The 26,564-nt window shown below is 47.8% G+C and carries 18 protein-coding genes and 3 tRNA genes; 12 read left to right on the top strand and 9 right to left on the bottom strand.

Annotated features, from left to right (window positions below):
* The first annotated feature begins 31 nt into the window (after nucleotides 1–31).
* The 8 genes from NDK19_RS09915 to NDK19_RS09880 all read left to right on the top strand — a co-directional run bounded on the left by NDK19_RS09915 (nucleotide 32) and on the right by NDK19_RS09880 (nucleotide 14,371).
* A complete protein-coding gene (locus NDK19_RS09915; RefSeq protein WP_250631719.1) occupies nucleotides 32–1,714 on the top strand; it encodes a toxin-antitoxin system YwqK family antitoxin in 1,683 nt (560 codons plus the stop codon).
* Nucleotides 1,707–3,857, top strand: coding sequence for a hypothetical protein (locus NDK19_RS09910; RefSeq protein ID WP_250631718.1), 2,151 nt, complete (start codon nucleotides 1,707–1,709; stop codon nucleotides 3,855–3,857). Before NDK19_RS09915 ends, NDK19_RS09910 begins: the two co-directional genes overlap by 8 nt.
* 154 nt (nucleotides 3,858–4,011) lie before the next feature.
* Nucleotides 4,012–4,485 (top strand): DUF4843 domain-containing protein, encoded by a 474-nt coding sequence (locus NDK19_RS09905; protein ID WP_250631717.1) that lies wholly within the window; start codon nucleotides 4,012–4,014, stop codon nucleotides 4,483–4,485.
* A 39-nt stretch (nucleotides 4,486–4,524) separates the two neighbouring features.
* Nucleotides 4,525–7,587: a SusC/RagA family TonB-linked outer membrane protein gene (locus NDK19_RS09900; RefSeq protein ID WP_250631716.1), complete on the top strand. Its 3,063-nt coding sequence runs from the start codon at nucleotides 4,525–4,527 to the stop codon at nucleotides 7,585–7,587.
* A 47-nt stretch (nucleotides 7,588–7,634) separates the two neighbouring features.
* Nucleotides 7,635–9,041, top strand: a complete 1,407-nt coding sequence (locus NDK19_RS09895) for a RagB/SusD family nutrient uptake outer membrane protein (RefSeq protein ID WP_250631715.1) — start codon at nucleotides 7,635–7,637, stop codon at nucleotides 9,039–9,041.
* 262 nt (nucleotides 9,042–9,303) lie between these two features.
* On the top strand, nucleotides 9,304–12,360 hold the full coding sequence (locus NDK19_RS09890) for a SusC/RagA family TonB-linked outer membrane protein (protein WP_317207167.1): 3,057 nt from the start codon (nucleotides 9,304–9,306) through the stop codon (nucleotides 12,358–12,360).
* 22 nt (nucleotides 12,361–12,382) lie between these two features.
* Nucleotides 12,383–13,825 (top strand): RagB/SusD family nutrient uptake outer membrane protein, encoded by a 1,443-nt coding sequence (locus tag NDK19_RS09885; protein ID WP_250631714.1) that lies wholly within the window; start codon nucleotides 12,383–12,385, stop codon nucleotides 13,823–13,825.
* An 81-nt stretch (nucleotides 13,826–13,906) separates the two neighbouring features.
* Nucleotides 13,907–14,371, top strand: coding sequence for a DUF4843 domain-containing protein (locus NDK19_RS09880; protein ID WP_250631713.1), 465 nt, complete (start codon nucleotides 13,907–13,909; stop codon nucleotides 14,369–14,371).
* A gap of 475 nt (nucleotides 14,372–14,846) precedes the next feature.
* On the opposite strand, the gene NDK19_RS09875 is transcribed toward NDK19_RS09880, so the two are convergent.
* The gene (locus NDK19_RS09875; protein WP_250631712.1) at nucleotides 14,847–15,458 is read right to left on the bottom strand and encodes a cytochrome c oxidase subunit 3; all 612 of its coding nucleotides are present in this window, start codon (nucleotides 15,456–15,458) and stop codon (nucleotides 14,847–14,849) included.
* A 247-nt stretch (nucleotides 15,459–15,705) separates the two neighbouring features.
* On the opposite strand from NDK19_RS09875, the gene NDK19_RS09870 reads away from it, so the two are divergent.
* Both NDK19_RS09870 and NDK19_RS09865 read left to right on the top strand, forming a co-directional pair.
* Nucleotides 15,706–16,287 carry a DUF4494 domain-containing protein gene (locus tag NDK19_RS09870; RefSeq protein ID WP_250631711.1) on the top strand — a complete coding sequence of 194 codons (582 nt, stop codon included), beginning with the start codon at nucleotides 15,706–15,708 and terminating at the stop codon, nucleotides 16,285–16,287.
* A 103-nt stretch (nucleotides 16,288–16,390) separates the two neighbouring features.
* Complete coding sequence (locus NDK19_RS09865; protein ID WP_250631710.1) at nucleotides 16,391–16,825, top strand: globin domain-containing protein; 435 nt, start codon at nucleotides 16,391–16,393, stop codon at nucleotides 16,823–16,825.
* 57 nt (nucleotides 16,826–16,882) lie between these two features.
* Here NDK19_RS09865 and NDK19_RS09860 read toward each other — a convergent pair whose 3' ends face one another.
* Nucleotides 16,883–17,437, bottom strand: a complete 555-nt coding sequence (locus tag NDK19_RS09860; RefSeq protein WP_250631709.1) for a hypothetical protein — start codon at nucleotides 17,435–17,437, stop codon at nucleotides 16,883–16,885.
* Nucleotides 17,438–17,514: 77 nt separating this feature from the next.
* Here NDK19_RS09860 and treF point away from each other — a divergent pair, with 77 nt between their 5' ends.
* Nucleotides 17,515–19,128, top strand: coding sequence for an alpha,alpha-trehalase TreF (treF, locus tag NDK19_RS09855; protein ID WP_250631708.1), 1,614 nt, complete (start codon nucleotides 17,515–17,517; stop codon nucleotides 19,126–19,128).
* A gap of 145 nt (nucleotides 19,129–19,273) precedes the next feature.
* On the opposite strand, the gene NDK19_RS09850 is transcribed toward treF, so the two are convergent.
* The 6 genes from NDK19_RS09850 to aspS form a co-directional block, all read right to left on the bottom strand.
* Nucleotides 19,274–21,004 carry a hypothetical protein gene (locus NDK19_RS09850; RefSeq protein WP_250631707.1) on the bottom strand — a complete coding sequence of 577 codons (1,731 nt, stop codon included), beginning with the start codon at nucleotides 21,002–21,004 and terminating at the stop codon, nucleotides 19,274–19,276.
* 53 nt (nucleotides 21,005–21,057) lie between these two features.
* Nucleotides 21,058–21,693: a cyclase family protein gene (locus tag NDK19_RS09845; protein ID WP_250631706.1), complete on the bottom strand. Its 636-nt coding sequence runs from the start codon at nucleotides 21,691–21,693 to the stop codon at nucleotides 21,058–21,060.
* An 85-nt stretch (nucleotides 21,694–21,778) separates the two neighbouring features.
* Nucleotides 21,779–21,852, bottom strand: a tRNA-Arg gene (locus NDK19_RS09840).
* 6 nt (nucleotides 21,853–21,858) lie between these two features.
* Nucleotides 21,859–21,933, bottom strand: a tRNA-Pro gene (locus NDK19_RS09835).
* 20 nt (nucleotides 21,934–21,953) lie between these two features.
* A tRNA-Ser gene (locus NDK19_RS09830) sits at nucleotides 21,954–22,038 on the bottom strand.
* Nucleotides 22,039–22,127: 89 nt separating this feature from the next.
* Entirely contained in the window at nucleotides 22,128–23,873 is a 1,746-nt protein-coding gene (gene aspS, locus NDK19_RS09825; RefSeq protein ID WP_250631705.1) for an aspartate--tRNA ligase, read from the bottom strand.
* A 101-nt stretch (nucleotides 23,874–23,974) separates the two neighbouring features.
* Here aspS and NDK19_RS09820 point away from each other — a divergent pair, with 101 nt between their 5' ends.
* Nucleotides 23,975–25,093: a porin gene (locus NDK19_RS09820; RefSeq protein WP_250631704.1), complete on the top strand. Its 1,119-nt coding sequence runs from the start codon at nucleotides 23,975–23,977 to the stop codon at nucleotides 25,091–25,093.
* A gap of 148 nt (nucleotides 25,094–25,241) precedes the next feature.
* On the opposite strand, the gene NDK19_RS09815 is transcribed toward NDK19_RS09820, so the two are convergent.
* Nucleotides 25,242–26,489, bottom strand: a complete 1,248-nt coding sequence (locus NDK19_RS09815; protein WP_250631703.1) for an ABC transporter permease — start codon at nucleotides 26,487–26,489, stop codon at nucleotides 25,242–25,244.
* Nucleotides 26,490–26,564: the final 75 nt, after the last annotated feature.

Below are 26,564 nucleotides of genomic sequence, written 5' to 3'. Positions count from 1 at the left end.
CACAAGATTTGCAGCATGTGCAGACAGAAAAATGGCTACTTTCTTACCGCGTCTGATAGGTTTTATATGGTTGATGGCAACTGTGCAGGCTGCCGCACAGATTGTCATTCCCGATTCGCTGCAACAGGAAGGCAAAACCGTTCGGGGCAACCGCGAAGGCACTTGGAAATTTTATACGCCTTCCGGAAAGTTGTTGCAAGTAGAAGGCAGTTACCGCAACGGAAAACCCGAGGGCAAGTGGTTTTGGTACGCGGTTAACCGCATTTTTTTTGAGCAGAATTACCGCAAAGGATTGCCGGAAGGTTGGGGCAAGTGGTATATAGAGGGTAAACTTGTCCGTGAGCAATGGTTCCGCAAAGGCGTTGCAGACAGTGTTTTTGCTTACTACAACCGCGCGGGACACTACGCCCTGCGCGGTATGACCGATAAAAGCCGCCCGCGGGGCATGTGGCAGGTCTATTTCCCTGACGGCAAATTGGCCGCCGAGTGGCATTGGTTCAAGCAAGGGGCTTACCAAGGAGCTTCACAGTGGTTTTATCCGAACGGCAGGTTATTTGCCAAGGGACACTTCATAACGGGGCTTGCCGAGGGCAGGTGGGAGTTTCACACGCCCGATGATACCCAACTGATAACGGGAAATTTCAAAGACGATGTGCCGCATGGCATCTGGGAAATCAGCGAACGGGGCAAACGTGTAAGCCGAATGTTGTTTAAAGACGGAAAACTTAACGGCCAACAACTGAATTACGATGCAGAGGGGCAGGTTTTGGAAAAAATAACTTACAACAACGGGCAATTGATGCGCTTGGAAACAAAAGACAAGGTACTGATAGACTCCGGCGCAGGTGAGCGCATTTTTAGAGATTGGCAGGGCAATATTGTTGCCAAAGGTATTTACAGCAACGGATGGCTTGAAGGTAACATGCAGTATTTCACTGATTTGCAGGAAGTTGTAACACTTGCTTGCCGAAAGGGACAACCCGAAGGTGCTTTTGAGTGGCACACAACCAAAGGGGAGTTACTCATGCGCGGCATTTATCGCTCCGGAGCTTTGGATTCGCTTTGTTTACTTTTTTATCCTAATGGAAAAGTAAAAGCGCAGGGAATGCTTTTAGCCGGTCGGGAAACAGGCATTTGGCAATTCTTTCATCCCAATGGGTATCTGCAAGCAGCGGGCGAATACCAAAACGGCATACCCGAAGGCAAATGGACGTATTACGATGAAGAAGGCCACATGACAGCCACGGGTTTACAGCATGGCGGCTGTGCGGTAGGGGAGTGGATTTTTTACGACAAAGGCCGCATGGTTGCCAAAGGTTACTGGGAGGATGGGTTGAAAAGCGGCATATGGACAGACTATTATCCCAACGGGAAAATCAGGGCAACGGGCAGCTATGTTCATAACCGCGAGCAAGGAGAGTGGCGCTACTTTCACAGCAACGGTGCACTGCGCCAAACAGAGCAGTGGGATGCAGGTAAGTTGTTGGAAATCAGTGATTTTACGGGTGTTAATGGGCGGGTATTACCCAAAGGTACTTTCAAGAAAGGCAATGGCAGCCGACTGATTTACCATGAAAAACGGCGCGGAACGGTAAACATCAGCGGCTACTACAAGGACGGCCTGCCCGATGGCCGCTGGCGCTATTACGACCGCAAAGGAAGACTTCAAAAAGAGCGTATTTTTGTGCAAGGCAAACCCCAATCCGATGACTAACTACCGAAACTTGTTTTTTTTCGCGTTGCTGTTTTTTCTGCCGCTTACTTTTTTTGTTCAGGCACAACCGCGTACAGGCAGAACCCCCGTTCTGCGCGATGTGGTGCTCTGGATAGATACGGCACATTACGCGTGGAGCACCAATGGCGTTAATTTTCAGGGAGTCAGGCAGTTGGCTTTTCCTTATCAGGAGAGCACTACCATTGCCGAGTTGCGGATATATTTTACACATCCGGAAGCCATTCAGCAGTGGCGGTTGTTACCTTCCGCCGACTTTCAGGTGCTGGATTCGCTGATGCCTGCCCCTTCGCAGGATTATCTCACTGCCCGCTTGCGCTTTAACGACCTGAGTACCGCTCAATTTCTTTCGCTGAATTTTTGGCTCATCTACAACGACGGCGGCCTACGCGAGCAATTTTTCAATATTCGCCTGTTACCCTACAAAACGCCGCAGGTGCGTTTTCGCTTGGCAAAAGATGAGTTGTACGTAGGCGAAGAGGAAATTATGGACATAGAAGTCAGCGACCCGAAAACACTGCTGATTGAAAATAAATGGACTGAAAATCAAGTAATTGACTATAAAATTTCCGAATTTCAGGGGCGTGTGAGGCTGCATTTGAGCGCTAACGAACCCGGCACGCACAACCTGACGATTCAGTTGGCGGCACGTCGGCCTTTTATCGGAGTAAACGGGTTGCCTACCTACCAACTGCCGCCCATTCAAATGACCATACAGGCAAGGCAAAGCCGCCTGATATTTTTGCGCCTGCATAAAAATGACATCGTTTACAACGAACAGAACGGTGCAGAGTTGGAAGTAGAAATGGATTACCACAAAAACCTGATGATGCGAAAAACCTACCGCATTGAAAATCAGGAAGAAGCGGGAGGCAGGCTTATCGGTGAAATTTTTACCAAAAGTAAATTGAGCACCAACCGCGTATTGTGCGATTTGCGACTCTACGGCCTGCACCGACAGCAGGATGGGTATCTTTACATCAAAGACGGCGACAAAGCGGTTTATCTGACCAATACCAATATCATTCCCCGTACAACCATTTCCCGCGTAACCGTTTCGCGCGATGGGGCAGAATGGACGGATAACCTGAGCGTGCAGCCCGGCGAAAGTTTAGACCTGCGCATAGAGGGCAAGTCGTTGGACAAAGCTGCCTTTTCTTTTGACGGGCTGACAACTGCCCGCCAAGACAGCGTATTGCGCAACGAAAATCTGATTCAGTTTCGTTTGAAAATCCCTTCCGATATTTCCCGCCGACGGATTGCACTGGTGATGAATGGGCAAAACTCCGGTTTTAACCTCACAATCAGAGAGTTTCAACGCGCCAAACCGCTGGATTTTATCAAGATAGACTACGGCAAAGGCTACCAACGGATTACGGACATTACCGCCATTGTTTTGTACGATAAAGTCGTACAGGAAGTGAGCATCGCTTTTGAAGCAGACAGCATAGACCTTCCCGACCGCTTTTTCGGCAAGCAGTACTTAGAGGCAGAGGTGCGCATCAGTTCACAGACCAACCAGTTGTTGGAGTTTCGCCGCATAGAAAATCTGTGTGCCTGCCCTTCCGAAAATTCGCCGCGGGGGGCTGCCTACGACCGCAAAGACTGCACCAAAGGCATTGTGCTGCTCAACAGCATTCTCAGCCGCAAAACCCGCGATTTAGACGATTGGAGCAAAATTGAAATTGTGTTCCGGCATCGTTCCGACAGGCACGGCGGCGATGTTTACAGCCATAAAGTGGAAATCGTATTGCAGCGGCACTATTCGTTTGATATTGACGTGTCGTTCCCTGCGGGCTTGATTACCAAGAAGATAGGGGAGGACGGCTTCACTTCTTTGGGCGGTATCAGCCTTGCGATAATTGCACAGTTTCGCTTTTTCCAACCCAATAAAGTAGCGGCCTTACGCCCTTACAGGATAGGGGTGGGTGCGCTGGCACTAAACGCTTTCAATTTCAATACCACCAACGACAACCGCGATTTAGGAATCGTTGTGTTGGGCTCTGTTTACCCCAGTCGCCGCGATTTGAAGCTCAGTTTTCCGCTGTTCGGTGGTTTTGGCTACCTGATTCGCGAAACCAAGTGGTTTTTTCTGGTAGGCCCGGGTGTGAGAATCCAACTTTAACATTTTTTATGAAATTTCTTTGTTTTCTCTGATTCCCTACTGAAATTGCAAAACATTCATTAGCCGAAGCGGGCTATTCACGTCTCATAACTTTACATTACTGTCTTAATCTAAACAGGGTGTTTTGTCGCCTCATTAAACCTTTATTGTTCACATGAAAAAAACAATGCTCAGTTGGGTACTGTTGTGGTGTCTGACTTTTGCCTTGTCCTCTTGTTTCAAGGACAAGCGTGTGTTCTTCAACGATTCCTTGGTGGAATTTAACGAAACCGTAACTCGCACACCTGCTTTGGGGGTGAACTATCCCATCATTGCCGTTCGAGCGGGTCAGGGGGTTGTGAGTACACAGGTGAATTTGGTGGGCGCGCAGCGTCCCGAACCGCAAACCATCCGTGTGCGTGTGGATGCGCAGGCAAGCACTGCCCGCGAGGGGGTGCACTATCGCCTGACCAATGGCGGTGCAGTAACCATTCCTGCTAACAGCAGCTTTGGTTCTTTGCAGTTTGAGGTATTGCCTGCGGTAATTCCAGCCGGGCAAAGTTTCATGCTTGTGTTCGTGCTGGAAGGCAACGAGCAAATTAAGCCGAGCAATAACTACGCACGCATCGGCTACCGCATTAATCCTTAATGTTTTACTCAATTTCATCAACGTTTTTTCAGTAAACTTATGAAACAGAAACTTCTACCCTTTTTGCTCCTGCTGTTGCTGCCGTTATTAGCAGAGGCGCAAAAAACCATCACGGGACGAGTAGTATCTAATGAAGATAAAGAGCCTCTGCCCGGTGTAACCGTACAGGTAAAAGGTACCAACACAGGTACTCAAACCGACTTTGAGGGTAAATATCGCCTGACAGTGGACGATAACGCAAAAACGCTGGTTTTCCGCTTTGTGGGTTTGAAGACACAAGAGGTGGATATTAACAACCGCAGCGTGATTGACATCGCCATGGTGGCCGATGAAAAAGTGCTTAACGAGGTTGTGGTAACGGGCTATTCGGTAGTAGAAAAGCGCGAAATCACAGGTGCTATCACTTCGGTAAAAGGTGATGTAATTCAGAACCTTCCGATGCAAAGTTTTGACCGTGCCTTGCAAGGTCGCGCGGCGGGTGTGTTGGTGCAATCTGCCAACGGTGCGCCCGGAGGTGCCGTTAGTGTGCGTATTCGCGGTGTAGGTTCCATCACGGCGGGTAATCAGCCCCTATACGTTGTGGACGGGGTGCAAATGAACGTGCGCGATGACGGCGGCGGTCGTGTGAGCAACAACCCGCTGGCCTTCCTCAACCCCAACGACATAGAGTCTATCGAGGTGTTGAAAGATGCGGCTACGGCCTCTATCTACGGTGCGCAGGCATCTAACGGAGTTGTTTTGGTTACTACCAAAAGAGGCAAGCAAGCCAGCAAAACCAATTTTGAGTTCAACTACTATCGGGGCATTGTAGAGCCTATCCGCATTTTGGATGTGATGAATACGCAAGAGTTTATTGCAGCGCGTATTGAGGCAATCCAAAATGCAAGTCCTACGGCATCTCCTGCCGCTGTGCGTAGCACGGCATTGAGCCAGTTGGGTTTCCCGACTACCATGACCGATGCAGAAATTGCTGCCCTGCCTACCTATAACTGGCAAAAAGAAGCCTATAAAACCGGTATTATCAATAACTACGAGCTGGCTGCCAGCGGCGGCACTGACAGAACAACTTTCTACGCCTCACTTTCTGCCAACCAACAGGATGCAAGTTTGATTAATATTGACTTCTCCCGCGTGGCAGGTCGCCTGAGCCTGACGCAGAAAGTAAACTCAAAACTTTCTTTCGAGACGGGTGTAAACCTGAGTACTTTTACGCAGCGCGGCCCTTACGGCAGTTCAAGCGGTAGTTTGGCTTTTGGTGCACCGCAATACTCTGCTCCTATCATCCTGCCCTTCAACCCTATTTATGACCCCGAAGCATCTACCGGTTTCTTCGGTTTACCGGGTTCCGGTCGTGTAATGGTTGGTGATTTGAGCCAGAATGTGATTGCCAATGCTAACTTTATTAAGGCAATTGGTCTGACCAACCAAATGGTGGCCAATATTTCGGCCAATTATGACATCATGAAAGGTTTGCGGTTGAAAGTTTTCGGAGGCATGGACTATCGTATGCTGTACACCGAGTTCTACGGCGACCCGCGCTTATCCGACTACTTCAACATTCAGGGTACTTTGACGGTAAACAACAACTATAATAAAAACCTGACAACCAACGCCACGCTGAATTATTCAAAAACCTTTGCCGAAAAGCACAGCATCAATGCGCTGATTGGTACAGAATACCGCGAAGATATTCAGGAAGCAAACGGCTCAAACGGTCAGGGTTTCCCTACACCTGATTTCAGCACCACCAATGCCGCTGCACGCCCGGTAAGTATCAGCGGTTTTTGGACGGGTTTCCGCCGTTCAGGTGCATTTACCAACATTCGCTACGACTTCAATAAGAAATACGTAGTAAACCTGACTGCCCGCTACGACGGTTCTTCACGTTTCGGTGCCAACACGCGTTTTGGTTTCTTCCCGTCAGTTTCTGCTGCATGGAATATCAGCGAAGAGTCATTCCTGAAAGGCAACGCCACACTGACCGAGTTGCGTCTGCGTGCCAGCTGGGGCAGCACCGGTAACGACCAAATCGGCAACTTTGCTTCCAGAGGTTTGTATGGTTTGGGCGGTATCTATCAGGGTGTGCAAGGCATCGGCCCGAGCGGTTTGGGCAACCCCGACCTGCGCTGGGAACGCAACGAAACAACCAACTTGGGTCTGGACTATGCCCTCTTTGACGGACGTATCCGCGGCTCATTTGAGGCTTACCGCCGATTGAGCAAAGACCTGTTGCTCAGCCAGCCGGTGCCGCAAACATCGGGCTTCAGCTCCATCACCCAAAACGTAGGTGAAGTTCAAAATCAAGGTATTGAAATTGAGCTCAATACAACCAATCTTAATACCGACGGCGGCTTCAAGTGGGAAACCAACTTCAACATTTCTTTCTTGGAAAACAAAGTAACCAAGCTCTATGATGGCTTAGAAGTGCTGCCCGGCAACTTAGGCATTCGTGTAGGTTATCCGCTGTTTACTAACGTGGGTGTACCTTTTGCAGGCGTAAACCCTGCCAACGGCCGCCCGATGTGGTATAATATCAACAACGACATCACGTATTTGGTATTGGCAGCCGACCAGCGACCACTTGGCCACTCAAACCTTTCTACCATGTTTGGTGGTTTAACCAATACGTTTAGCTACAAAGGCTTGGAGCTTTCCGTATTCTTCCAGTATGACTACGGCAGAGTTGCGCCCAATGAGCAGGAATTCCGTTTAGCAGATTTGGGCGGCGTACTTCGCAATGGTCTGCGTTATTACTATGAAAACCGCTGGACAACACCCGGACAAATTACCGACGTGCCTAAGCCTGCCAACAACCGCACAGAAATCACAGGTCGTATTTCTTCGTATCAGTCAATCAGCCGTTTCTATCAAGATGCTTCTTACATCCGCCTGAAGCAATTGACCTTGTCGTATAACCTGCCTTCTGCATGGGTATCTAAGGTAAAACTGAATGGATTCCGCGTGTATGCACAGGCCGTAAACCTGCTGACTTGGACGAAATGGACAGGTTTTGACCCTGAATTTGTGGATTTAGGTACAGGCAACCAAGGTATTATTCCGCAGTCGCGCAACTATACCATCGGTGTGCAGGCACGTTTCTAATCATTGATTAACAAAGAATTCTTCAAACAGTAAGAATGATGAAAAATATGCAAAAGTTTCTTGCCATATTGTTGCTTTTGGTGGGTATTACAAGTTGCCAGCGTGCGCTTGAGATAGAACCACGCCAATCAATAGATGCCTCCCGTGCTTTAACCACGCCCGAGGCGGTTAATTCGGCTATTGCCAATGTGTACAGCTACTTAAAAGCACAGGTAATTTACGGTCGCGATTTGGTAGCAACCGTGGAAGCCATGGGCGATAACACACAGATTATCAACCGCGCCGGCGGACGCTACGTCAATCAAGGAAATAACGTATTGGGTTCTCATGTAGGCGGATGGGCAACTTACTATTCTGCCATCAACGAAATCAACCTGATATTGGAAGCCCTCCCGAATGTCAGTTTTTCTGCAACTCGTCGCGCAGAGATTGAAGGCGAAATGCGCTGCATCCGTGCCCTGTTGTATTTCAACATGATGCGCATTTATGCATGGGATCCGGGCGTTATCGTTACCCAGTTTGACAGAGGCGGCGTACCTCTGATGCTGACAGGCGTACTGAACCTGACACAAATTACACAGCCGGCACGCGCACCCATTCGCGATGTTTATCAGCAATTGTACAGAGACTTACAGGAAGCCATACAAAAAGCACCTACTACCGGTGGCCCTCATCGCATTACCAGAGGTGCGGCATTTGCCTTGTTTGCAAAAGTAGCCCTTTACAACGGCGACTGGGAAAATGCTTCCCGCTACGCTACCGAAGCCATCAATACCAACGTAGGCCGATTCGTAACCAATGCGAACTACGTAGCCGCATGGCGTGAGCGTGTACATCCTGAGTCTATTTTGGAAATCCTGTTTCAGCAGGAAGCCGAATCGCACGGTGTGAACGAGTCCAATCAGTCGGCATTTACTACCCGAGTTGCGCTGACTTCTACCTCTCTGGGAGGCTGGGGAGCCGTAGTACCTACTACACAGTTTTTGGCGCTCCACCAAACCGGCGATATCCGCCGCCAATTGTATCAGCCCGGTGTGAATCGTTCCAACATCGTGGTAGAAGAATGTACGAAGTTTTTGGGTAAAACCGGTACTATCTACATGGACAATATCCCCGTATTCCGTGTTTCGGAAATGATACTGATACGTGCGGAAGCTCAGGCGCGTTTAGGAAACACTGCACAGGCCATTGCCGATGTAAACACCATTCGCACCCGTTGCGGACTTCCTCCGGTGTCAGGCCTGACAGGCAGTGCGCTGCTGGATGAAATTATTTTACAGCGCCGTTTGGAGTTGGCCTTTGAAGGCGACCGTTGGTTTGACCTGAAACGCTTGGGAAGAGATGTTATCAAAGCAACAGGCAACTTGCAATATGGCGACCCTCGCTATCTGGCTCCACTGCCTGTACGTGAAATTCAGGCTAACCCAAGTTTGGTACAAAACAATGGCTACTAATCCGAAAAAGGAAGGCAGCTAAACAAAGTACATACTTGCAATAAAAAATTTTATTTGAGCGACTCTGCTTTTTTATAGGCAGAGTCGCTTTTTTATTTGATTGATAATCAGTGGATTGTGCTTTTTTATTAGGTGTTACAACATCTTTTTTTTAGAAGAGAGGTAATTGTTTAACGAAAGAAGTTTGCTTTTGTTGTTTTGCTTTTAAAAAAAATTTGATTCATTTGCGATAGACACATTCTTGTAAAACCATAACCAAGTAATGATGAAGCGATTGTTACACTTGAGCTTTGCATGGTTCATTGCAGTGCTCTTTGCAAGTGCCGCCCTGGCACAGACCAGAACAGTATCCGGAAAGGTTACTTCTTCTGAAGACGGTTCACCACTACCCGGTGTTACCGTGCAAGTAAAAGGTACTAACACAGGTACACAGACCGATGCTGACGGTAAGTTCAGTCTTTCTGCTCCTGAGAACGGTACACTTGTATTCCGTTTTGTGGGTTTGAAAACCCTCGAGATTGCTGTCGGTGGTCGTTCGTCTATCGATGTGAAGATGGAAACCGATGACAAAGTATTGTCTGAGGTAGTGGTAACCGGTTACGGTGCTTTGGAGAAACGTGAAATTACGGGCTCTATTGCCTCAGTAAAAGGTGATGTAATTCAAAACCTGCCTATGCAAAGCTTCGACCGTGCGCTGCAAGGTCGTGCTGCGGGCGTATTGGTACAGGCTGCTAACGGTGTTCCCGGTGGTGCAGTTTCTGTACGTATTCGCGGTGTAGGTTCTATTTCTGCCGGTAACGAACCGCTCTACATTGTGGACGGTGTAGTAATGAACAACGCCAGCACTACCAACTTTGCCAGCTCTAACCCGTTGGCATTCTTGAACCCCAACGACATTGAGTCTATCGAGGTACTGAAAGATGCTGCTGCGGCTTCTATCTACGGTGCACAAGCGGGTAACGGTGTAGTTTTGGTAACTACCAAAAAAGGCCGTGCCGGTAAAACAGAGTTCAACCTGAACTACTACTACGGCAGCGTTGAGCCTATTCGCTACATGAACGTGCTGAACACTCAGCAATGGATTCAGGTGCGTACAGAGGCTATTCGCAACCAAAACCCTGCCCTGACAGAGGCACAAGCATTGTCTTCTGCTCTGACAGGTATTCGTTTGGCAGGCAACCTGACTCCTGAGCAAATTGCTGCTCTTCCTACCTATGACTGGCAGCGTGCTGCTTATCGTCAGGGTTCTATTAACAACGTGGAACTTTCTGCGCGCGGCGGTAACGACAAAACTACCTTTGCATTGTCAGGTTCTTACAACCAACAAGATGCAAACGTAATTGCGATTGATTTTAAACGTGCAACCGGCCGCATGGCAGTACAGCATCAGGTAAACAACAAGTTGCGTTTTGAAACCTCATTAAACCTGAGCAATATTAAGCAGCGCGGTCCTTTCGGTAGTCCTGACGGTGGTTCATTCCTTGGTTCTCCTGCCTTCTCTTCTCCATTGATTATCCCTATCAACCCTATCTATAATGAAGATGGTTCTTACTTCGGTACGCCACAAAGCGGTGGCTTGGCGGGTATCCTGAACCAGAACGTTATCATGAACGCTGAGTACAACACCATTACAAACATTACTCGTCAGGTAGTAGGTAATGCGAAGGCGGTGTGGAATCCTTTCAAAGAAGTTACAGTAAGTTCTTTCTATGGCTTGGATTACCGCGAAATTAAGGGTGAATACTACGCTGACCCGCGCACAGCTGATGGTTTTGGTGTGAGAGGTCGTTTGACCAGTGAGAGTGAGTACAATGCTACTTTTACAGCTAACCCAATAGTAATTAACTTTACCAAGAATATAGGTTCTGACCACAAGTTGAATACAACTCTCGCTACTGAATACGTGCAGGAAGTTTTTGAGGGTATCTCTCAACAGGTTACAACCTTCCCCACTTCTCAGTTCCGTACAGCCAACACAGGTGCTACGCCAATCTCTACCGGCGGCTTCTGGACAAGCTATCGCCGTGGCGGTGTAGTGGGTAGCGTTCAGTATGGTTTGAAAAACCGCTACTTTGTAAACGCTGTTATCCGTCGCGATGGTTCTTCACGTTTCGGTAATCAAAACCGCTTCGGTACTTTCGGTTCAGTTTCAGCGGCATGGTTGCTGACAGAAGAGGCTTTCTTGAAAGATCAATTCGATTGGCTTGATGAGATTAAACTGCGTGGCAGCTACGGCTCTACCGGTAACTCACAAATCGGTAACTTCGATTCCCGCGGTCTGTTTGGCGGTGGTGTGAACTACGGCAACGATGCAGGTATCGCACCAAGCAGTTTGAACAACCCTACCTTGCGTTGGGAGCGTCAGGTTAACTCTGAAGTTGGTTTAGATTTGGCCTTCTTCAACCGTCGTGTTACTTCAACTATCGGTTATTTCAATAAAGAAAGCCGCGACCTGTTGTTGAGCCAGCCTGTACCTTGGACTAGCGGTTTCTCAAGCATTACCAACAACGTTGGTCGTCTGTATAACCGTGGTATCGAGTTTGAGCTGAATACTGTAAACGTAGATGCCGGTGGCTTCAAGTGGAGTACTTCATTCAACATTACCAAACTGGAAAACAAAGTAACTCGTTTGGCTGATGGTGACACCGTATTGCCAGGCAACCCTTCCGTACGTATCGGTCATCCGTTAGGAGCTATTTTCACCTCTCAATATGCCGGTGTAAACCCTGCAACAGGCCGTCCGATGTGGTATGACGTAAATGGCAACCTGACTTACCTGCCATTGAACCCAACCGACTTCCGTGTGTTAGGAACTACCCTTTCTACCCTTTTCGGTGGCTTTACCAATACCTTCTCTTACAAAGGATTGGAACTGACAGTTTTCTTCCAGTATGATTTCGGAAGAAAACAATTCAACAACCAAAACTCTTTCCTGATGGAAAATGGTGGCCGTGTGTTCAACTCCTTGGTAGATGTGTATGAGCGTCGCTGGACCACTCCGGGACAAATCACAGACGTACCTCGTCCTATCAACGGCAATGCTGAAGTACGCGGTGCCAGCCACCTGAGTGGTTCACGCACCTTGGAAGATGCTTCTTACATCCGTTTGAAGCAGGCTACTTTGGCCTACAACCTGCCTCAAGACTTGCTGCGTAAAGTGAAAATCAACCGTGCCCGTGTTTATGCGCAAGCCATCAACTTGCTGACATGGACTAAGTGGACAGGCTTCGACCCTGAGTTCTTGAACTTAGGCGCAGGTAACAACGGTGTTGTTCCTCAGTCGCGCAACTATACTTTCGGTGTTGAAATTGGTTTCTAATCCTTAAACAATGAAGAAAACCATGAAGAAGTTATCATTATCTATAAAGGCGTTGGCTATTGCTTCAACAATGTTCTTTGCGTCATGCAGCAACTTATTGAACGTTGAGCCACGCCAGTCTATTGACTCTGCTACTGCGCTTAGTACACAAGAAGCCTTGGAGGCAGCAGTATCCGGCGTGTATGACCGTTTGCAAGCGCTGCGTATGTATGGCCGCGATTTTATCGCATTGCCTGAGGCATTATCAGACAACGGCCGTGCAACCAACAAATCAGGCCGTTTGCAGGCAGAATATCAGAATCAGCCCAATGCTCATTTCACTGCGGGAACTTGGCAGTTATCATATGCGGCAATTAACCAAATTAACCTGATTCTGGATAATGCGCCAAAGGTAAATATGCCTGCTGCTACCCGTAATAATATTGAAGGTCAGGCGCTCTTCTTGCGTGCATTGATTTATCACAATCTCATGCGTGCATATGCGTATGACCCGGGTGCAATTGTAACACAAAACAGCCGTGGTGGTGTGCCATTGGCATTGACTCCGATTTTGGGTTCTGACCAGATTGAAAAACTGTCACGTGCGCCTATTGACGCTGTGTATGCCCAAATCTACAAAGACTTAGACGATGCCATCGTAAAACTGGCTACGACACCAAACAGCCGTGCACCTTTCTACGCAACTCGTGCAGCAGCAGAGGCACTGTACAGCCGCGTTGCCTTGCATCGTCGCGATTATGCAAACGTTGTTCGCTTTGCTGATGCTGCTTTGAGCAGAGGTGTAGGAACATTTGTAACTAACGCACAGTATGTAGCCAGCTGGAGAGCAGCTATTCACCCTGAGTCTATTTTCGAGTTGCAATACGTTACTGCTGAAAACCTCGGTGTGAACGAAGCACTCCAAACTACCTACACCACTTTGCTTGCTGTTGGCGACCGTAGCCGTACAGGCGGTTTTGGCGACTTGGTACCTACTGCCGATTTGTTGAACATCATGCAAGCGGAAGGTAACGACGTGCGCCGTCAATTGTACGAATTGGGTACAACAGGTCGTGGTACTGCCGAGATTGAATGTACTAAGTTTATGGGTAAAGGCGGTCAGCCAAACTTGGATAACATCCCTGTTATCCGCGTATCAGAAGTTATTCTGAACCGTGCAGAGGCTTATGCTATGCAAAACAACGATGCTTTGGCCTTGGCAGATTTGAACCGCATTCGTAACCGCGCAGGTCTTCCTTCTGTAACTTTGTCAGGTGCTGCTTTGCTGGAAGAAATCCTGAAACAACGCCGAATTGAACTGGCATTTGAAGGCGACCGCTGGTTTACATTGAAGCGTTTAGGCCGCGACATCGTAAAGGCTCCTCCTGTGCAAACCGTGCCTTTCATCGACTTCCGCATTTTGGCTCCTATTCCGGTGCGTGAAATTCAGGCTAATCCTAATTTGCAACAAAACTTTGGTTACTAATCTCACTCACATAGCTCTTCCATGGTTGGCATTTGTTTTGCCAACCGTGGAAAAAGCGAGTTAATCCAAAATGTAATGACCATGAAAAAGATATTTAACCTGTTCTTATTCTTAGGGATTGCGCTTGTTGCAACCTCTTGCTTTGAAGATAACCGCGTTACCTGGCAAGGTGCAGTATTGGAATTTGACCAGACCGTAACAACAACACCTGCGCTGGGTGTAAACTACCCGATTATTACAACTACGCGTGGCGCTACCATTCGTACCCGCATCAATTTGGTGGGTGCTCAACGCCCTAACGATGAAGTAATTACGGTGTCTGTAGACCCTGCAAGCACAGGTCGTGAAGGGGTACATTTTAATATGCGCAACGGCGGCCGTGTAACGATTCCTGCCAATAGCAGTTTTGGTTTCTTGGAAGTAGATGTGTTGAACCCTCCACCTGCTCCGGGCACAAACGTTGTTTTCGTGTTTAACATTGAAGGCAACGAAAACCTGAAGCCAAGCCAAAACTATCGCCGTATTGGCTTCCGCCTGAACTTGTAATCTGTTGCTTTATTGATTTGGTATAAGAACCGATAGCTCTTGAAAGGCTATCGGTTTTTTTATGATTTTTTGCAAACCAAACAGATAAATGTATCGCAATCTTTAATGTTTATTGCAGGGAAGATATAAACAAACTCGACAGTTATTTAAAACCTGTCGGGTTTTAAACAACTGTTTTTCAATAATTTACATAAAGCATTTTCGCAAACCACTTGCGATTTTGTATAAGTAAGTGCGGAGGTTAAATCGCCTTTATGAAAATCAGGAACTCAGTGGTGCTTCCAACACCATGTGAGCGGTCGCAAGACCCTAACAGCGCTTGAATCCCATGCTGTTCAATTCTTTACCTCTGAGCGCATGGGATAAGCCGCGGGTTGCTGTTGAGACAGGGTAGGGGACTTGCACCGATTTCATACATCTCAAATCTGAATGTCGCAACATTATTTTATTCCGGTTGCTCGTCGGTATGGGTGCATTAGAGTAACAATAAAAAACTCAAAAACAATATTACCCATACCACATCCAGAAAATGCCAGTAAACCGTAAGCATTCGGGCTTTGACCAACTCATATTGACTACTGAGTACGATGAGTGCTTGAACAGCATCTTTGCTTATTTTCTTTGCAGTAAGTGCCTGTACCATCGTATAAATCAGTCCACCTATGAGGTGAAGAATATGCAGCCCGGGCAGCAAGTACAGATATGCTCCGGTAGCTTTACCTGCCAAGTGAACCCCGCTATTTGAAAGCTCCATCCAGCCGGCTATTTGCGAAACAGTAAAAATGATACCTGTAAGCAGTAAACCATTAGCAGCATGGCTCAATTCTTTGGGGCGGTCATGTTTAAAATGCTGAAGGTATTGATGTGCAAAATAGCTGCTCATCAGCAAAACAGCCGTACTGAAAACAAACGATTTAGGCAGCGGTATGGCTACTTGTTGTTGTAAAGCAGTGCTAATAAACAACAGCGAGAGGAAAAAGAAAATCAGCGAACTGCCAATCACACCTATGTACATCAGCATCAGGTGCGGATGGATTTTTTCCAAACGCTCAATTAAGGACGGCGAGTCTTTTTCAACAGTTTTCATGCTATTAAAACCTTGAATCAGTCCGCAAAGTTTTGCAGATTTATCAGCCTTTCCGCGAACAGGTAATTATTTTTTCGGGCGAGAGTTGCTGTAATTGCCTTGGGCTTCATCATAAGCAATATTGCTGCTACACAAAGGAATCGGTGTATTCACCGTAAATAATTTTGTACATCAAATCAATTTTTATTAATTTGCATTTGAATTGTAACCTGAAAATTGTTTTTCCGTTTTTTTACATCACTTATTTATGGCAACTTGGTTTCAGTGTAAAATCCAATATGCAAAGTTTTTAGAAAACGACAAGGTGAAGATGGTTTCCGAAACCTATCTGGTAGATGCCGTATCATTTACCGATGCTGAGGCGAGGCTGTACAGAAGCCTTGGCAGCACCATCCCCGATTTTTTGATTCAAAGCGTTTCTAAAACAGGCTTTAAAGAAATTTTTAACTACGAAGACTGTGAAACATGGTACAAGTGTAAAGTTGCTTACCATGATATGGACGAGTCAAGCGGTAAAGAAAAGCGTTTTACTTCTCTGATGCTTGTATCGGCGCAAAACTGCCGTCAGGCTATTGAACGCATAGATGAACAGTTGAAATCATGGATTATTCCTTATGATATAACCGATGTAAATCTCAGCCCGATTATAGAGGTGATACCGTATGTTTCGGAAGAAGAGGAGATGATTAACTCCGGCAGGCTGAAACGCGTACAAGCCCCTGAAATAGATGATACTTTTGCCGTAGAAGAAGAAATTATTGAAGAGTTTGACATAGAAGACGAGCCGTTGGATGACGAACAGCCCGGTGAGGCTTCATCAGCAATTTAGTAAGCTATTTGTTGTTTTTATCAGTTACGTAATAAATGAAGACAAACTGCGGGCAAACTTTTGTCAATATAATGTATTTTTGTACTCTAATTTTTTCAACCAAATGATTAACATGCAAATGGTAAGTGCAGAAAGCATCCAAATTGTAAAGGATACATGGGCAGATTTAATTGGGCACGGCCCTGAAATCGGGCAACGATTCTATGAACGTTTATTTCAATTATATCCTGAATACAAAAAACTTTTTAAAGACAACGATAAAGACCAGCACAAGAAACTGGCCTTCGCTATAACGCTGGTAGTTACCAAACTGAACAAGTTAGACCAAATAGGTGAAGAAGTACGCTCATTGGCAGCGCGCCACGTAAAATACGGTGTCAAGCCTGAATATTTTCAGCCGTTTATTAAACTCTTAGTAGAAACAATTGCCAGCGTGCGTTCCGAGCGATGGAAACCCGAGTATTCTGCTGCTTGGTATGAGGTGATGAAAGCTGTTGGTGATGCCATTGCGGACAATATATCCGCTCAAAAAAAATAACTGCTACCCGTTTCACCGCATCATCTCATAAGGCGGCCCTATTAGGATAAGGTCTTTCTACCGCAGTACATTCACCAATCGGAAATAGTCAATCATAATTTTGCGAAAAGGTTCGCGCTCACTTTCTTTTGCAAGAAACGGCACTTTGGCAGAGTCTGTTTTCAGCCACAACTTGTGTTCCTCCTGTATGCTGTGGTAGATTTGAGCGGCAAACTTGTAGTGGGTGCGTCGGTCGCCATTGGGGAATACATATTCACCGCTTGTTTGCCGGACGGTATCTTGCCAGATAAAGTGCAGCGTATCCGCAGCATTTGCCAGCCATTCGTTGCGCTCTAAAATAACCGAAGCCTCATCCTGTGCCCACATGTAAACAATGGCAGGATACATTAGTGGAGTGTTTTTATCCCTCGCTCTGTTCCGCATCCGATAGATGGTAGCCTTGGCCGCATTGTTTTCTTGCCGTTCATAATAAATCTGCCTGACATTTTTGAAAAACATCACCGAGCTTGCCGATGTCGCAAAGTGCACTTCTTCGGTACTGACTTTGGTTTTTTTGTCGGGGTTGCAGCCAAACAGACCCATACAGCAGCCTATGAAAAGTAATTTTTTCATACTGTCATAAACCCGACAGCAATGGAAATGTTCACGAGCAATGTATTTTTGGATGTACCATAGGTCTGAAAAAAAAAATGAAAAAAAGATTTTACATGCTTTGTTGCAGCCTTATTATAGCTGCCTGTGCACCCGATAAGCAAGAGAAGCAAACCACCGATAGCACGCAAACCCTTGCCGATGCGAAAGTACAACTCAGCCCCGATGAGCGATACGGCGAGTTGTTTGACTCGGTACAACTGTCCGGCATTTTCCCCGACTCCAAAACTTTTGCCGATTATACCCCCAAGTTACCGACCGATAGCATTCTGGCACTTTATGCCACTGAACGCGGCAAGGCTGATTTTTCGCTAAAAACCTTTGTAGATACCTATTTTGAAGCCCCGCTTAATCCTGCCGATAACTTCCAAACCGACCGTTCTCAGTCGGTGGAGGCGCATATCAATAGGTTGTGGGATGTGCTGGCAAGACCTGCCGATGCACCCGGCAAGGGTACGCTGATTCCGTTGCCGTATCCGTACATTGTACCCGGCGGCCGATTCGGCGAAATCTATTATTGGGACTCCTACTTTACTATGTTGGGTTTGCAGACCTCCGGACGTATTGACTTGATAACCAATATGGTAGATAATTTCGCGCATTTAATTAATACAGTCGGTTTTATTCCTAACGGCAATCGTACATATTATCTGAGCCGTTCGCAGCCGCCATTTTTTGCTGCCATGGTGCAGTTGCTGGCAGATGCAAAACAAGATGAACAGATATTGGTAAAATACTTGCCACAATTAGAAAAAGAATATGCATTTTGGATGGATGGTGCACATGAAACGCCCTCGCAGGAGTTATATACACATCGTCGGGTAGTGGAGCTGGCAGGAGGTGTCCTCAATCGCTATTGCGATGACCGTGCAACTCCGCGTCCGGAGGGCTATCGAGAGGATATTCATACTGCCCAAGCAAGCGGAAGAGAGGCTGCGGAGGTATATCGCCATTTGCGCTCAGGAGCAGAGTCGGGTTGGGATTACAGCAGCCGTTGGTTTGACGATGCAAATAAAATCAGCACAATTCGCACGGCAGATATCATTCCTGTGGATTTGAATGCTTTGCTGTATAATCTGGAACGTACTATCGCACGTGCGAAGCGCACAGCAGGCAGTGAGAACGATGCCAAACAATGGGAACAAAAGGCAAAAACCCGCAAGAATGCCCTGATGCGTTATTGCTGGTCGGAGTCGGAGGGAATGTTTTTTGACTACGACTTCCGCAGTGGCAAACAAAAGCGCGTGATTTCGGCTGCAATGGCTTTCCCTTTGTTTTTTCAAATGGTTACACCCGAACAAGCCGGCCGTGTGGCAAAAAATATCAGCAAATATTTGGTAAAAGCAGGAGGGGTAGTAACAACAACTAACCGCACGGGACAGCAGTGGGATGCACCTAACGGCTGGGCGCCGCTGCAATGGGTCAGTATTCAGGGGTTGCGGAATTACAGGCACGAGGCCGTGGCCGATACTATCGCCAACCGATGGATTCGCCTGAATACCAAAGTGTTTCGAGCTACAGGTAAGATGCTGGAAAAATACGATGTGGAAAATTTGAGCCTTGAAAGCGGTGGCGGAGAATACCCCGTTCAGGACGGTTTCGGCTGGACAAACGGCGTTTTATTAAAGTTGCTGTCCGAGAAAAATAAATAACAAATACGTAGCGCCCTGCGTGCATCGGCTTTATGTATTGCATGTAAAGCGCAAGCGGCTTGCAAAAATGTTGTTTGTAAATTGCTGAAAAACAGATGTTTAATCCTGACGGGCGCTGAAACCCGTCAGGATTAGGTATATGAAACTAATACCGCCAACTGCGCAAATCAGCTCCGGCGGGGGCTGTTTTCATCATCCTGTCCATCATTTTTTGGACGTACATGGTGTTGTAGCGCAGGCGGGTGATGTAATTGGGCAGATTCGGGTCTCCATTCCAGCAGTGCTCGGCGCGGTCGCCGTATTTCACCTCACCGTTGTAATAGGGGGTTTTGGTCTTTTCCAAAAATTCCTCCATCAAATAGACGGCATTATTGAGATAAAAATTGTCCATATCGCCGCAATAGATGTGGATTTTTCCTTCCAATTTAGGGCCAAGTTTAGCCCAGTCGCGTTGCAGGATATAACGCAGGTCGTAGTTTTCGCGCCAGTATTCGGCTACTTTGGGATTAATTTCGCCTGTTTTTTTGTCAAAAATGCGCTGCGGGTAGCCATCGGGGCCTTGTGGCGAATAAACCGCTTCCCAAATATCCCACTGTTGTCCCGAACGGCTTTTTGTGCCTAATACCAACTCGCGTTGGTTCATCTGCTCTATGGTCGTACTGATTTGTCCCAGATAGTCGCGGTGGCCGGGGCGTGCCAATTTTTTAAACGGAGCATCGTAGTAGTATGCGTTTTTGTCTTCGTACAAATTGATGAGTGTATAGGCGCGAAAATCAATCGGGTCGGGGCAGGCGGCAAAGCAGCCGTTGAACTCGTCGGGGTAGAAAATCTGTGCAGCCAATGCTTCCCAGCCTCCCGTACTGCCGCCGTACATGAACCGCGCCCAGCCTTGCCCGATACCGCGAAATCGCTTTTCAATTTCGGGAATCAACTCATACATAATTGCATCGCCGTAGGGGCCGATGTTGGCAGAATTGACTGCGTAGCTGTCGTCGTAGTAAGGGTTGGCGTGCTGAATTTCCACAATCAGGAAGCGCGGGAAATTCGGGCTTGTCCATTTTTTGTAAAAATTATAGGCTTCTTCTTGCACAATTTTGTTATAGCCCGAAATTTTGAAACGTTCGCTGTAATCGGGTTTCAGGTCAGGGTCGGGAGGGGTGGTGCGAAAGCCGCCAAAGTCGGCAGGGAAGTGCCCATGGAAAATGCAGAGTGGGTAGCGCGCTTCGGGGTGCTGCTCAAAGCCATCGGGTACGAGCACGTGCGCACCTAAGTACATATCGCGCCCCCAGAACTTGGACAACCGCTCGCTGCGGATTTTGATATGCTTAACAAATTCAGTGTCTTTCGGCTCTTCAATTGGCGGAATAATTTTGTCCAATTTGATGGAAAAATTGGCGGTCTTTGGGTCAAAATTGATTTTTTGCGGTGTGCTGTAAATATTACCCGGCTCTTGATTCCATTGCTGCCCTGCGCCTCTGTCCATCGGTACTTTGATGGTATGCCCTGTTGCCAATTGGCAGGTGGCGTACACATGGAGCAGTGCCTGCACATAGTACTCGCCCTTGGGGACTTTTGCAAGGCTTTCAATCGGATAGCCGAATACGTTGCTGTCAAAAATAATCGGTTGTCCAGGCTTCCAGTTTTCCACATCAACACCAAAAATGAGTTGTGTTTGGTGGCCGTCCGTAACCGAAAAGCGAGGCTCGGGCGTGGCTTTGGTAGAAAGCATCAACAGCAGGCGGCCGTCAAAATAGGGTTTGCCTTCCGCCGCGGGGCTGTTGAGTTGTTCTTTGGAAAAAGTAACGGTAAATCGCTGTGCGTGCACTTGCCACGTACAAAGGCAGCACAAAAGGATAAGAAGCAGGTTTTTCTTCATACGATTGTCAGGTTTAGTGCCTTCAATCTAAGAAAAACCTGCAAAAAATATTTTTACAAAGGCATCAAAATTGCGCGCGCAGGTGCACCGTCAGCACCTTGTATTTTCAACGGCAGGCAGCAAAGCATATAATCACCCGCCTCAACTTGCGACAAATCCAGCCCTTCCAGAATGACAATTTCTTGGCGCAAAATAATGCGGTGTGTTTCAAAACTGTCCTCATAGCGTTGGATGGAGAGGTAGTCAATGCCCAACAGTTGAATATCGTTGGCAACTGCCCACTCGGCGGCATCGGCGCTCAGGGCGCAAAAATCGGGGTAGAAAGTACTGTTTTGTGTGTGCCAAAGAGCGGAGTTATCGGTTTTGAACAGTAAACGGGGATGCAGCGTGCGTGTTTCCTTTGCCTGTTGCAGCATTTGGGCGGTAATGACGCGATGTCCGCGAAAGTCTAACACAGAGCAGGCACCCACCATGCGCGACAGTTCCAAATCGGCTACGTGGCGCGTTTTATCGACAAAATGCAGCGGCGCATCTACGTGCGTGCCGATATGCGCATTGGTGTGGATAATGGTTACATTGGCCTCATCGCCTGCGGCAATGCGCGCAGCATGGGAGGTAGAAAATCCTACGCCGCCCGGCCATGCCACTAATTGAGAGTGGAGCGTAACGGAGATATCGTTGATTTGCATATGTGAATAAGATTGACCGGATAAATACGAAACAAAACAAAAAACCACCTCAGCCTGAATGCTGAAGTGGTCTTCGTCAACTTAATGACCCCAGCAGGAGTCGAACCTGCAACCTACTGCTTAGAAGGCAGTTGCTCTATCCGGTTGAGCTATGAGGTCTCAAAGTCGGGGTGGCAAGATTCGAACTTGCGACCTCCACATCCCAAATGTGGCGCGATAACCGGGCTACGCTACACCCCGAACACCGAAACTAAAAACGGCGGAGAGTGGGGGATTCGAACCCCCGGACCGATTGCTCGGTCACGGTTTAGCAAACCGCTCCTTTAACCACTCAGGCAACTCTCCTTTTCGTTTCTGCGTTTCAAAAACGTGGCACAAAGTTAATGCAGTGTTTCTTAGTTGCAATAGTTGTACCAAAAAAAGTTGGAAGTTTTTTATACCACCTTGATATTCAGTTCTCTCAATTGCTCGTCGGCAATAGGGGATGGCGAATCTATCATCATATCGCGGCCGGAGTTGTTTTTCGGGAAGGCGATAAAGTCGCGGATAGATTCCGCACCGCCAAAGAGTGAACACAAACGGTCAAAACCGAAGGCAATACCACCATGCGGAGGAGCACCATACTCGAAGGCTTCCATCAAAAATCCGAACTGCGCACGGGCCTGCTCGTCGGTGAAGCCCAGCAAACGGAACATCTTCGCCTGCAATTCGCGGTCAAAAATACGGATGGAGCCGCCACCGACTTCTACGCCATTAATCACCATGTCGTAGGCATTGGCGCGAACTTCGCCCGGGTTGCTGTCCAGCAAGGTGATGTCTTCGGGCTTGGGTGAGGTGAAGGGGTGGTGCATGGCAAACCAACGCTGTTCTTCTTCGCCCCATTCTACCAGCGGGAAGTCCAGCACCCAGAGCGGCTCGTAAACGTCTTTGTTGCGCAAGCCAAGGCGGTTGCCCATTTCAAGGCGTAGTTCGTTGAGTTGCTTGCGGGTAGCGTTTATTTCGCCCGAAAGCACCAACATCAAATCGCCGGGTTTGGCGTTCATTTTTACCGCCCATTGCATCAAATCGTCTTGCGTGAAAAATTTATCTACCGACGATTTGAACGTGCCGTCTGTTTTGTATTGTACATACACCAAACCTTTGGCACCGATTTGAGGGCGCTTGACAAATTCGGTGAGTTCGTCCAATTGCTTGCGCGTAAACTCGGCGCAACCTTCGGCGCAAATACCTACTACAAGTTCTGCACCATCGAACACCTGAAAACCTTTGCCTTTGGCTACGTCGTTCAGTTCGGTAAACTGCATCCCGAATCGCAAATCGGGCTTATCCGAACCGTAGAGGCGCATGGCATCGGCATAGCTCATGCGGCGGAAGTTACCGAACTCAATACCTTTGATGGTTTTGAATAAATATTTGACAAGCCCTTCAAAAGTGTTGAGAATATCTTCCTGCGTAACGAACGACATTTCGCAGTCAATTTGCGTAAACTCGGGCTGACGGTCGGCGCGGAGGTCTTCATCGCGGAAGCACTTCACAATTTGGAAGTAGCGGTCAAAACCTGCCACCATCAAAATTTGCTTGAAGGTTTGCGGCGATTGGGGCAGGGCATAAAACTCACCCGGATTGAGTCGGCTCGGCACTACAAAATCGCGCGCGCCCTCGGGGGTGGACTTAATCAGCACGGGGGTTTCCACTTCCAAGAAGCCCATGCTGTCCATGTAGTCGCGGGTGGCTTTTGCCATGCGGTGGCGCAGTTCCAAATTTTGGCGCACCACGTTGCGGCGCAAATCCAAGTAGCGGTATTTCATGCGCAAATCGTCGCCGCCGTCAGTTTCGTCTTCAATGAGGAAGGGCGGCACTTTTGCCGAATTGAGAACGGTCAGTTCGCGCAGGCGGATTTCAATATCGCCTGTCGGGATTTTATTGTTTTTGGAAACGCGCTCAATCACTTCGCCCGCTGCCTGTACGACAAACTCGCGCCCTAATCCGCGGGCTGCCTGCACCAACTCGGGCGCAGCGGAAGTTTCTTCTATTAATAATTGTGTGATTCCGTAGCGGTCGCGGAGGTCAATCCAAATCAGCCCGCCTTTGTCGCGGACGCGCTGCACCCAGCCGCAGAGCGTAACCTGCTGCCCCACATGCGACAGGCGCAGTTCACCACAAGTGTGCGTTCTTAACATAATCTGTTCGTATTCAAAAAGTTTGGGGCGAAGTTAGGGGATTTTTTTGGCTGAATGAATAAACACGCGCTAACTTGCCCGAACATCTTACATCAAAACTTATGGAAAAGGCTGATACTGCAAAAAAATACCTGCTCGTTTGCATGCTTTGGATAGCCTGCATTGCCCAACTCAACGCACAGGACAGCGCAGCGGTTCAAAAAGATAAGCACCTGAAAATCAGCTGCTATGCAGAGATTTATTACATCTACGATTTCGCCAACCCTGCCGACCACAACCGCCAAGACTTTGTGTATGCGTTCAATCGGCACAACGAAGTGAACTTAAACATCGGTTTTGTTCAGGCGGAATATGAAAACAATCGCATCAGAGGGAAATTTGCACTCATGGCAGGCACATATGCCAATGCCAATTTGGCAGCCGAACCGGGCGTACTGAAAAATATATTTGAGGCAAATGCAGGCGTAAAACTTGCTGCCCAAAAAAATTTATGGTTAGACGCGGGCGTTTTTGCCTCGCACTTGGGTTTTGAGGGGGCTATCGGTGCTGATTGCTGGACGATGACGCGCAGTTTGGTAGCGGAAGGCGCGCCTTACTATCTTTCGGGTGCAAAAATTACTTACACATCCGACAACGGGCAGTGGCTGCTCGGCGGCTTGGTACTGAACGGCTGGCAGCGGATACAGCGCGTACCGGGCAATCAAACGCCTGCCTTTGGTCATCAGATAAACTACATGCCCAACGAAAAAATCACCATTGGCAGCAGTTCGTTCATCGGCAGCGACACGCCCGACAGTGCGCGGCTGATGCGCTACTTCCACAGCCTCTACGGGCAATTTCAACTCACGCCCGCACTGGGGCTAATTGCGGGTTTGGACATCGGCGCACAGCAGCAACGCCCAAGCAGTAGGCAAATGCACGTTTGGTATTCGCCCATTGCGATTGTGCGCCTGAAACCCGTCGCTTCCGATTGGTCGGTGGCAGCCCGTGCGGAGTACTACGCCGACCCCAACGAAGTTATTGTTGCCACAGGCAGCCCGAACGGCTTTCAGACTTTCGGCTATTCGGTCAATATAGACCGCCGATTAGGCAATAACTTGCTTTGGCGCACCGAATTGCGCACCTTCCAAAGCCGCCGCGATGCCATCTTCACCGACCGCGACAACCGACCCGCTACGGGCAATTGGTTTATCGGCTCTTCGCTGGCGCTATCGTTTTGAGAGGGAGATATGCTGCGTAAGCAAAATAAAACAGCTTTTCGGGGTTTATATTCCCAATTTTGGATGAAAAAGTCAGAAAAATATATTTTTCGCAACAATCCGTATGCTTATTTGATGTATTCCGGTTGTTCAACCGTTGGCGACAATATCAATTGAATCGGATAGCCTTTACGGGCGTAATACGTGCGGTGAGGGCGGTTGGCAGAAAAATAGCGCTGCCAACCACCATGGTAGTCAGCAGATTGACAATGGCGAATGCTAACCAATCCCATTGAATGGGTACTGTTTCCATGTAATAGTTTTCGGGGTCTAAGGGGATGAGGTGGAAATAATATTGCACGGCAGCCAAGCCAAGTGCCAATAGGTTGCCCCAAAGCAACCCTCTGGTAAGGATGCGTATACCCTTCCAAAAGAAAATAGCCCTGATTTGCCGATTGGATGCTCCCATGGCTTTCAATAACCCAATCATTTGTGTGCGTTCCATCATCAGGATAATCAGGATGGATATGGTATTAAAGGCCGCAACCGATAAAATAATCGTCAAAAATACGGTAACATTTCGGTTGAGCATAATAAACCAGTCAAAAAAGTGGGCATATCTGCCCTCCACGGTTTCCATTTGCATACTGTAATCCATCGCATCGTACACCTCCTCTGCCACTTGTGTCAGTTTGCTGAAATCGCGGATATAGATTTCATAACCGCCTGTGAGCGTATCTCCCCATCGGTTGAGTTGCTGTATCATGCGGTTATCTGCCAGTACAACCATTTCGTCAAAATCCTCTAATCCCGTTTGGTAGATGCCGCAAATGGTTAGCCTGCGTGCTCTGGGCGGCTCTTGAATAAAGTAAGCCGTCAGTCGGTCGCCCACTTGCAGTTTCAACTTGTCGGCTATTCGCTTGCTAACAATCAGGTCGGGTGAATGTGCCGCCGTATCGGGGAATTGTAGAAATCTGCCACTGATAAGATTTTTTGCAAAAAAACTACTGTCTGACTTGCTGTCTATGCCTTTGATAAGTACCCCCATCACTTCCTCATCGGTTTTGAGCAGTGCCGACTTTTGGCTGTAGAGTTCTACGCGGGCAAGTCCTTGAATTTGAGAGGCTTTTTTCAGGAATTGGGTGTTGAGCGGCAGCGGTGAACCTTCGGGAGAACTGCCGCCGTCAAACTTAGTCAGGCGGATGTGTCCTGCAAGGCTGAAAATTTTTTCCTGAATGGCATGTTTAAAACCTTCAAAAATCATGAAAGACAGAATCATGGCAGCTACGCCAATGGTAATACTCGCCACGGCGATGCGCGTAACCAATGTCGAGAAATTACCTGTCAGGCTGTTGTCTTGCAACCGAGAGGCAATCAGCCACGTAAAAGAAGTCGCCTTTTTTTTTCCTTGAACCATCAATCCCTAAAAACCATTCAATTCATTACCTTTGAAGGAGTGGCAATTTAATGCCCCTTTGTTTCATGTCCAATT

Origin of the sequence: Rhodoflexus caldus (assembly GCF_021206925.1) — a bacterium.
GTDB classification, from domain to species: domain Bacteria; phylum Bacteroidota; class Bacteroidia; order Cytophagales; family Thermoflexibacteraceae; genus Rhodoflexus; species Rhodoflexus caldus.
Note: the sequence above shows the minus strand (reverse complement) of the source record. Positions and strands in the feature narration are given on the sequence as shown.